Source organism: Prosthecobacter sp. (genome assembly GCF_044378005.1).
GTDB lineage: Bacteria > Verrucomicrobiota > Verrucomicrobiia > Verrucomicrobiales > Verrucomicrobiaceae > Prosthecobacter.
Genome location: NZ_JBILYB010000062.1, coordinates 24,906 through 34,532, shown reverse-complemented (window position 1 = coordinate 34,532; position 9,627 = coordinate 24,906). Strand labels below are relative to the sequence as shown.

Annotated in this window: 7 protein-coding genes; 2 read left to right on the top strand and 5 right to left on the bottom strand. The window is 61.4% G+C overall.

Translation table 11 applies throughout. The features are described from left to right. Together AC6FTP_RS13610 and AC6FTP_RS13605 are read right to left on the bottom strand one after the other, a co-directional pair. A partial coding sequence (locus AC6FTP_RS13610; protein WP_497207458.1) for a hypothetical protein occupies positions 1-242 on the bottom strand: 242 nt, incomplete at its 3' end. Between the two features lie 42 nt (positions 243-284). Further along, positions 285-1,226: a TIGR02597 family protein gene (locus tag AC6FTP_RS13605; protein ID WP_497207457.1), complete on the bottom strand. Its 942-nt coding sequence runs from the start codon at positions 1,224-1,226 to the stop codon at positions 285-287. A gap of 306 nt (positions 1,227-1,532) precedes the next feature. Between AC6FTP_RS13605 and AC6FTP_RS13600 the strand changes: the two genes are divergently transcribed. Next, positions 1,533-5,303, top strand: coding sequence for a PVC-type heme-binding CxxCH protein (locus AC6FTP_RS13600; RefSeq protein ID WP_497207456.1), 3,771 nt, complete (start codon positions 1,533-1,535; stop codon positions 5,301-5,303). A gap of 15 nt (positions 5,304-5,318) precedes the next feature. On the opposite strand, the gene AC6FTP_RS13595 is transcribed toward AC6FTP_RS13600, so the two are convergent. The 3 genes from AC6FTP_RS13595 to AC6FTP_RS13585 form a co-directional block, all read right to left on the bottom strand. Beyond that, a complete protein-coding gene (locus AC6FTP_RS13595; protein WP_497207455.1) occupies positions 5,319-5,717 on the bottom strand; it encodes a type II toxin-antitoxin system VapC family toxin in 399 nt (132 codons plus the stop codon). Then, positions 5,714-5,962, bottom strand: a complete 249-nt coding sequence (locus AC6FTP_RS13590) for a hypothetical protein (RefSeq protein WP_497207454.1) — start codon at positions 5,960-5,962, stop codon at positions 5,714-5,716. The genes AC6FTP_RS13595 and AC6FTP_RS13590 overlap by 4 nt, the downstream gene beginning before the upstream one ends. A 63-nt stretch (positions 5,963-6,025) precedes the next feature. After that, on the bottom strand, positions 6,026-8,293 hold the full coding sequence (locus AC6FTP_RS13585) for a beta-ketoacyl synthase N-terminal-like domain-containing protein (protein WP_497207453.1): 2,268 nt from the start codon (positions 8,291-8,293) through the stop codon (positions 6,026-6,028). A 124-nt stretch (positions 8,294-8,417) separates the two neighbouring features. On the opposite strand from AC6FTP_RS13585, the gene AC6FTP_RS13580 reads away from it, so the two are divergent. Further along, complete coding sequence (locus tag AC6FTP_RS13580) at positions 8,418-9,617, top strand: AMP-binding protein (RefSeq protein WP_497207452.1); 1,200 nt, start codon at positions 8,418-8,420, stop codon at positions 9,615-9,617. The last annotated feature ends 10 nt before the right edge of the window (positions 9,618-9,627 follow it).

Sequence of the window (9,627 nt, the reverse complement as noted above, 5' to 3'; positions counted from 1 at the left end):
AAACCAGCAGTTGTTACTCCAGCCGCATAAGAATCATAGCTTGTTCCGCTGAGGGCGAAGCCGTTACCCGTGGTATCGACCACGATGCCCCAGCGCATACCGTTGGTAGCAATACCTGCGGCATTTGCCAAGTTATCTGCAATCCCGCCAAAGTAGGGTTCATAGAATTGAACCGTTGTAGCTCCGTTGGAAAGCTGAGCGACTGACACGAACGCTAAAGCAAGTATGGTTTTGAATTTCATGAAGAGTAATCTGAGAGTGAAAGCCGCTAAAATGGGAGGTGCTTACTGAAGGTAGCTTTGGAGGTCTGTCCACACAACACTTGAAGGCGATACGCTTTGGTTTTTGCGGAAGAGATAGGACTGGCCGGGCAGGAGGTTAAAGGTCGTAGTCACCGTTGTAGCACCTTGCAGCCAGTTGGTTCCATTCCAGACCAGTGTGACGGTAGGTTTGTTTTTGCCAGAAGTCGCATTATCGACATAAAGCAACTGGTCTCCAGGTGCCAAGGAGCCGACGTTGAACACATTGCCGATGACTTCAGGAATAGGGCTGTTGTAAAAAATGCGAATGTCTTGGCGGGTGCTCCCCGCAAGTGTCGCCAAACGCATGCGATGCGCTGTCATTGGCACTGAACCTGTCACCGAAAGAGTCAGCGCAGTGGTGGTGCTGTTATTTCTTACCGTCACACCTTGTGATACCTGTAGAATGTCATCGTTCGAAGCTGTTGGCCCCTTGAGCCAATTGGTGCCGTTGAAGGTGTAGGTCGTGGTTGGCAGGTTGATGCCTGCAGTCGCAGTAGAGGTGATCAGAATTTGCGTGCCTGCGATAGCTCCGGTGAACAGTGTGCCAACTGTCCAATAGGGGGCAATGCTCACTGAGCTTCCGGTACCATTGGCGGCATTCGTGAGGACACCCGTGAGGTCTTCACCAGCGGGGATGGTAATGTCAACCGAGGCGGTTCCATTGGCCGTGATCGGAAGGATCAAGCCTTCTTTAGTGTCCGAGTCGATGCGGAGAAAATACGTTTTGGCTTGGACACCTGCCGAATAAACGAAGGCATTGGCTGCAAAGTTTGGGGTGCCAGCCATGGTGATTGTGTTGCCAGCGATGGACTGAATCACACCTTGGAATTCCGAGGCTCTGCCCAGAGGTGCCCCGAGAGCCACATCAGAGGCGGTTGGAACAGGCACGGAAACGAAGCCCACAGGGTCTGTGGTGGCAGCCATGGCCGAACTGAAGGCAAAGGCGCTAAGGGTGGCGAGGAATTTGATCGATTTCATGGTGAATTGGGAAGTCTGTCAGTTGTATTAACCCCGAATTTTGGCAATCGTTACCGAAAAACAGTGACAAAGTCGATAGGATTTTAGTCCCCGGGAAGTTTTCGCGTGACGAAGGTGTCTCGCGGGCGCCTTGCTTCAGCTTGAAGGGCTTGGCGGACTGTCTGGCGAGGCTTGGGTGTGGAGATTCTTCGAATCTTCTGGATAGAGAAGGCCTTGCGGGCCTTTGTTATGAGCCGCCCAACCTTTTTGCCCATGCTCCGCTCCATCGTTCTGCTCGCCACGCTTTTCCTGACTCAGGCTGCCATTGCCGCGCCTTCTTTCCAACTTCAGCCCAATGAGGTCATCGCTCTGACGGGTGGCTCGAACATGGAGCGGACGCGTTTTAACGTCTTCCTCCAGACGCACCTCATTGCCGCGAAGCCGGAACTGAAGGTCAAGGTGCGCAATTTCGGCTGGGAAGGGGACACGGTCTTCGAGCAGTGGCGGGATGGCGGGAACGTGGAAAATCTGGAGGCGAAGCGCCGGGAGGCGGAGCGGCGCATCCAGGCGGAGACGGGCTCCACGAGCTGGCGGCAGCAGCGCGACTGGCGGGTGCAGCTCCGCGACGCGGGGGCGACGGTGGTGATCGCGCAGTTCGGGCAGATGGAGTCTCTGGCTGGTGTGGAGAAGCTGCCGCAGTTCATTGCGGCTTATGAAAAGCTGATCGCGGAGTTTGCGGATGAGGGGCGGCGGGTGGTGCTGGTGTCTCCGGTGCCGTTTGAGCGAAGTGCGGCGCTGGGAGAGTACTCGGAGGCGATTCGGGGGCTCGCGGAGAAGCTGGGGCTGCCGTTCGTGGGGCCGGTCGGAATGGTCGGGCTTGTCGGACACAGTCTGACGGAAGAGGGGCATCGTGCGTTTGCGGAGCATTTGGTGAAGGCTCTGGGGCTCACGCCAGTCTCGAACGAAGCGGTCCGCGCGCAGGTCCTGGAGTTTGAGCGTCTCTGGTTCGACTACTGGCGGCCGATGAACTGGTCCTTCCTGATGGGGGACCGGACGAACGTGCCCTACTCGAAAGACTGGAAAGACACCTCGAAGCGCATCTTCCCCACGGAGATGAATGACTTCCTGCCGCTGCTGAAGCAGGCGGAGGAGAATATTTGGAATGCTCTGGCTGGGAAGCCCGTGGTGCCCGTGGGCGTGCGCTCCTCGATCCCGGTGGAGCCGGCGACGGCGAAGCCGCAGTCGCCGGAGGAGGAGCTGGCGAGCTTCCAGATCCTGGATGACTTCCAGGTGAATCTTTTCGCCAGTGAGGCGGACGGCGTGGTGAAGCCGATCCAGATGCGCTGGGATGAGCGGGGTCGCCTCTGGGTGGCCTGCGCGGTGAGCTACCCGCAGATCAAACCGGGCGAAAAGGCGAACGACTACGTGCTGGTCTGCGAAGACACCGACGGCAATGGCAAGGCGGACAAGTTTCACAAGTTCGTGGAGGGGCTCTTCATGCCTGCGGGCCTCGAACTTGGCGATGGCGGCCTGTATGTGGCGCAGGGCACGGAGCTGCTGCATTTCAAAGACACAGACGGTGATGAAAAGGCGGACACGAAGCGCATCGTGCTCGGTGGTTTCGGCACCGCCGACTCGCACCAGATGATCAACTGCATCAACTGGGGCTTCGGCGGCGAGCTGTGGTTCACCCAGGGGCATCACATCTACTCCCGCGTGGAGACGCCGTATGGCGTGGAAACCCTGAACCGCGCCGGGGTATGGCGTCTGCGCCCGCGCACCGGGCATTTGGACCCCTTCTTCCAGTGGTCCTCCGCCGGGGCGAACTGCTGGGGCGTGGTGACCACGCCCTACGGCCAGCCTTTCCACAAGAGCGGCGCGAACATCGGCAGCTACTACAGCACGCCGGGGCTGGTGCGCTCAAACCTCGCGGTGAATGCGCAGGCGCTGAATCTCTGCCTGGCACCGATCAAGCAGGTGGGCATGGAGTTCCTGCACAGCAGCCACTTCCCCAAGGAGATGCAGGGGCGGATCATCATCGGTGGTTATTACGCGAACCTGCTGGAGCAGCACGAGCTGAAGTTCGAAAACGGCATGTTCTCCACGAAGCTGCTGCCGAACATCATCGAGACGAAGAACAATGTCTTCCGCCCCGTGGAGGTGCGCTGCGGTCCTGACGGAGCCCTGTATGTGGCGGACTGGTATAACCCGATCATCGGCCACTACCAGGCGAGCTACCGCCACCCGGATCGCGACAAGGCGCATGGCCGTGTCTGGCGCGTCAGTTACAAAGGCGGGCAGGTGGTCAAAAAGGTCAATCTCGTAAAAGCGAGCACGGAGGACCTGCTGGAGCAGCTCGACTCGCCGGAGCGCTGGGCGGCGTATCAGTCAAAGCGGCTGCTGTTTGAAAAGGACTCGAAGGAAGTCGTAACCGCGGTGGATGCCTGGGCAACCAAAAACGCCGCCAATGACTACCGCCGACTCCAGGCGCTCTCGCTTTATGAAGCGCACGAAACCGCGCGTCCCGAGCTGCTGAAGTCCCTGCTGCGTGCGCCGGATGCCCGCATCCGCGCCTATGCCACGAGGACGCTTTCGACTTGGGCTAGGAACGGTGTTTTGCCAGAGGCTCTGACGCTCCTGGAAACCCAGATCGCCGATGACGATGCGCTGGTGCGGCTGGAGGCCATCGTGGCGGCCAGTTACGTGAATGATCCTCGCGCTGCCGTGGTGGCTGCGCGCTCGCTGGACAAGGAATTCAACGCCTATCACCTGCACGCGCTGACGAAGACCCTGCACGCCACGAACGGGCTCTGGGCCGCGCTGCTGAGCGCGGGCAAGCTGAGCTTCGACAAGGACGAGCACCTCATCTTTGCCCTGCAAAACGGCTGGGTGGAGAACAATCCCGACGACCTCAAAAACCTCTCCGGCGCCGCCGTGGCCTACCAGCCAAACGCCGCCTCCAGCGAGGTCACCGCCATCATCCGCCAGCAGATCGAGAAGCATCAGGGCAATGCCGAGAAACTGACCACCTGGCTCAAGGCGCTGGCTGGGGTGGCCACGGCTGCGGATCTGCCGTTCATCTTCGAGCGCGGTGGCAAAAACGCCGCCGTGCTGGCTGCGCTGAAGATCACCAAGCCGAAGGACGCGGATGCACTGCTGGAGCCGCTCTTCAGCGACACCAACCCGGCGCTGCGTGCCCAGGCCCTGCGACTGGCCGGAGCCTGGAAAGTCCAAGCCTTCGCCGACCGCATCCGCGAACTCGCTTTTGATGACAAGGCACCGCTTCAGGCACAGGCCCTCGATGCGCTCATTAGCATGAGGCCGGATGAGGTGGTGGGCCGGATGTTGAAGCAATTCGCCAATCTCAAGACACCGCAGGAAGTCGCGCCGCTGCTCAGTCAGGTGGTATCCCGCACGGAAGGTCACGCCGCCTTGACGCGTGCTTTGCAGAAGCCCGAGGCGCTCCCGATCAGCAGCGCCAAGCTCGTGCTCCAGGCGCTGAACAGTCTCGGAAAGACCGATGCCAAGATTTCGCCACTGCTCATGAAGCTCGCCGGTATCAACGCCGCCCTACCGGCCTACACGAAGGAGTATGTCAGCAACGTCATCAAGGCGGCGAACACCTTTGGAAACGCCGCCGAGGGAAAGAAGATCTACGAGCAGACTGGCTGCATCGCCTGCCACATGCCGGGAGTCGCGCAGAGCAAGATCGGTCCCGATCTGAGCACAATCAGCCGTGGTCTGCCGATCGACATGATCATCACCGAGGTTGTCTGGCCAGCGCTGAACATCAAGGAAGGCTACGAAGCCGCGACGGTCACGATGAAGGACGGCAGCGTCGTCACCGGCTTCAAGCAGACCGACACGGCGGAAGCCATCGCCATCCGCGAGATGGCCACGGGTCAGGTGAAGAGCATCAAGCGCTCCGACACACAGAGCATCCAGATCGGCGGCACGGTGATGCCCGATGGCCTTACTGCCACGATGAACGAGCAGCAGCTCGCGCATCTGGTGAAGTATCTGAGCCAGCTCGGGGCGGAGTGAACCCGTGAGGCCAAGTCACGGCTGCAACAAAACCAGTGACGGAAAATACCGGCGCAGATATCCGCGATCTTTGGCTGCAAGCCGGTCAGCCTGAGTCTGCGCATGTGCGCCTACCAGAAAATCAGGGATCAAGTGATCACGCGGACCGCCTTGCTGGCGATACTTCCGAAATATTTGTCCAGCCTGCCATGCCGCAGAAGACTGAGTGGCGTCGAACTGGATACCCAGAGCGTTCAGGATGCGATCCAGCTCCTCCTGATTGCTCAAACCTGCACCAACCTCGGCATAAACAACCTCACAACAGACGAGAGCACCTTCGGTGCGTGCTTGAGCGAGTGTGCGGACCCAGTCAACGGCATCGGCTTCACCAGCGATGATGGAGATCAATGCGGAGCTATCGACAGCGGTGATCATTTCTCGGGTGGGAGTTCGACTGGTCCGCGAGAGTCATCCAACCACTCCGCCGAGTTTTTACCCTCGTAGCCTCCTTTGCCTGTACCGATGCAGGCCATCATGTCTTGAATGTCGAACGCCGGGACTGCCTTTAAGTAAGGAGCACCTTCATCAAATTCCAACACCGACCCGGGCTTGAGCTTGAGCTTTCGCCGAATTGGCTCCGGAATAAAAGAGAAAGCTTCTTGGGTGAGGACGGCTTGCATGCGTTTAAGATACGCTCACACCAATCATGATTCAATACCTGAAACCTGAGCTAGGTTCAGTGGTCACTCTCCCGACTCAAAACTCGCGCCATAAGCCGCGCAGAGGCTGCCAGGCAGGGTGACCTGCACTTTGCCACCATTCAGGCGGGCGGCCTCGGCGGCGAGCACGAGCTGGAGGGCACCACCTGCTCCCATGCCTTCGCCGAGGGTGGCGCGTGGTTTCATCATGTTCGAAGTCGCCATCCACGCGGAGGTTTCCGCTTCATCCAGCATCGCAATGCCAGACTCCCCGCTCACGCGGACTTCGTCTGGGCCAAAGTCGGTGCTCCGAGCGATCTCCGACAGCTTCTCCGCGCGCTCGCTTTCACTCAGGAAGGCAAAGGCGGGCGTGTGGGCGAGCTTCAATCCGGTGTCGCCGAGACTCAGCAGCAGGGCTCCGGCTCCTTCGGTGGCTTTCAGGTCGGCATGATAATAGGTCACGGCCTCGGCGCCGATCCAGTCGCATTCCTCGGCACCGATCACGAGCACTCGGTCCACGAGACCCTGAGTCAACCAGGTGTGGGCCATGGACACACCTTCGATGATGGCGCTGGATTCGCCGATGAGCGTGGTCACAGGGCCGTCCACACCGAGGAAGGCGGCCACGTGGGAGGCGGGGGCATTGTAAACGGTCTCCGGGAAAATGAGCGGGCTGGCGAGCGCGGGCGTCTCGATGACTTCGTGGTAAAACTTGCCGCTGAACTGCACGCAGCCGTTGAACATGCACTGGATGATGCCGAGACGGCCAGCGCCCTGTCCATTCGGGAAGCCTGCTTTTTCCAGGGCCTCCAGCGCGGCGGCCATGATGAACTTCGTGATCGGGCTGGCACGGCGAAGGCGGGGGAACTTGGGCAGTCGGTCCGCCGGGATGGGCGGCACCATGCGCACCAGGCAGTCCCAGTCGCGCGTGCTGACGGTGCGCGGGCAGTTGGTGATGGTCAGCTCCGTGTTCTCGGTCACAGCAGCCACGAGTGACTCGGTGCCCCAGCCCGCCGCAGAAACCGCGCCGCTGCTGAGCACACGCAGTCCCACGCTCGTATCAAAACTGCGCACTGAGAACTGAGCACTGCCCACTGGCTTGAAAACGAGCGTCGCATTCGTGCCCCCAAACCCAAAGCTGTTCGTCAGCGCCACGTTCACCTTCCCCTCGCGCCATTGTTTGACGAGATCAAAGCACACTGCGGGGTCCGTCTCGCGGACGTTCAGGCTGGCGGGCAGCCACTGGCCGCGCATGGCCATGAGGCAGATCACGGCTTCCACCGCGCCTGCGCCGCCGAGCAGATGCCCCATGGCGGACTTCGTAGAGCTGAGGGCGATGCGCGCGGCGCTTTCACCGGCCCAGGCTTTGATGGCGCTGGCTTCGGCGATGTCGTTGTAGGGCGTGCCGGTGCCGTGGGAGTTGATGTAGTTCACCTCGCCCGCCGTGACCCCTGCCATGGCGCAGGCTCCGGCCATGGTGCGGATGGCGGCTTTGCCCTCGGGATCGGGCTGGGTGAGATGATGGAGGTCGGTGGCGGTCGCGTAACCCGCCGCTTCGCACAAGGCGGTGGCACCGCGCTCAGCGGCGGCTTCTTCGCTTTCGAGAAGCATGACGGCGGCCCCTTCGCCGAGGGCGAGACCATCGCGTGCGGCATCGAAAGGGCGGGGCACTCCGCTCGGAGCGAGCGCGCGGAGAGTGTCGAAGCCGGCGAAGACGAGCTCGGCGAGCGCATCGTAACCCCCGGCCAGCACGCGGCGGGCATTGCCAGTCTGGATCATCGCCATGGCGTCCCCGATGGCATTGGCACCACTGGCGCAGGCATTGGAGACGACGATGATCGGCCCGTGCCAGTCATACTCGGCGGCGATGGCGGAGATCTGCTTCTGCGGCTGGTAATACTCGACTCGGGAGAGCTGGCCGGGCACGCGTCCGGCATTGCCGATGGCCGTGCGGAAGTAGTCCTGCCCCACGCTCATGGCTCCGGCGGAGGTGCCGATGATGATCGCGTCGATGCCCTGCAATCCGGGCAGTTTGGCCATGGCCAGCGCCTCGCGGATGGCGATCAGGAGCATCTTCGTGCCACGGTCGATCAGGTGATCCCGCCGACGCGGCATTTTTAAAAAGAGGCGCTCGTCCGGCAGCGTGACCTGCGCGGCAGTCCTGGCGATGCGCTGGCTGACGTCAAACATCGTCACCGGGGTGAAGTTCATCCGGTTGGCCCGGAACGAGGCTTCGTTCTCCTGCCAGTCCATGCCGAGCGGCGACACGATGCCCGCGCCGGTGATGAGGATGCGTTGAGAAGAGGAAGACACGATCAGAGCAAAAGAGAACGGCGGAGAGGGCGGGATGGATTCCAGCGCTTGAACCTACGCGCTGAACTCGCCACTGTCGCGGCCCAGCGCCTCCGGTTTAAGGACGCGCGGCCCTGAGTGTCAAATGTTTGGTGAACGATGGAAACAAAACCTCAGCCAGAAAGGTGATGAGATCGCCCTCTGGTATCCCGAGGGCGCGCTCACGTTTCGGGAGCTGGAGGCTGCGGCGCGGGCGCTGAAGCCACAGATTTGCCCGGTGTTGGGGGAGTTTTATCTGGCGCAGGGTGATGGCGTGGAGATCACGGTGGCCTTGCTGGCTGGTTTTCTGACGCAGCGGCCCGTGCAGGTGGTGGAAAAAGATCGCCAGAGGCGTGTGCCGACCACCGCAGCCCCCGCCGAAGTGGCTTTGATCAAGCAGACCGTCGGCAGTTCCGGCCTGCGGCGCTGCCAGTTCTTCAGCTTCGCGCAGATCGCCGCCGATGTGGATCGTCTCCATGCCGCGCTTGGATTGGGCGGGCAGGATGTGGCGCTGGCCGCTCTGAGCGTGGCGCATTCCTTCGGCCTCACGACGACGGTTTTGCAGACGCTGCTGAACGGCCTGCCGACGCACTGGCTGCCCACGCCTTTCCCCACGGGCATGATCGAGGCGCTGGCGCAGCATGAGCGGGTCTTTCTCCCCGGCGTGCCAGCAATGTGGAAGGCCTGGCTGCTCTCGGGCCTGGATCTGAGCCGCGTGACACTCGCCGTGTCCGCAGGCTCCACGCTGACGCTGGATCTGGAAAAGCGCGTGCGAGAGGTCTTCGATCTCAAGCTGCACAATCTCTACGGCACCAGCGAATGCGGAGCCATCAGTTACGATGCCTCCACGACACCTCGCACCTCTGAGCAAGACATCGGCCAGGTGCTGCCCGGCATCGAAGTTCAGACCGCTCAAGATGGCCGGCTGCTCGTGCGCAGTGACGCCGTGGGTCAGGGCTACGATGAGACGAAGCCCGGCGAGGTCTTTGCCAATGGCGAGCACCTGACCTGGGATGTGATCGAGGTCACCGAACAAGGGCTGGTGTTTGATCAATGCCTCGGCGCGGGGATCAACGTCGCCAGCCGCAAGCTCGGGCCCGACGAGATCGCCGCCAAGATCCGCGAAGCCACCGGCATCGACGGCGTGCAGGTCAGCGGAGCCCGTAGCCGAGATCCCGAGCGCGTGCAGGACGTCGTCTGCACCATCGCTCTGCCGCCGGAGCAGCTCACCCAGGAGTTCAAAGCCCGCGCCTGCGTCGCCCTCGCCCCGTGGGAAGTGCCTAGGCGGTGGGTGGTGGCAGTTTGATGGTAAAGAG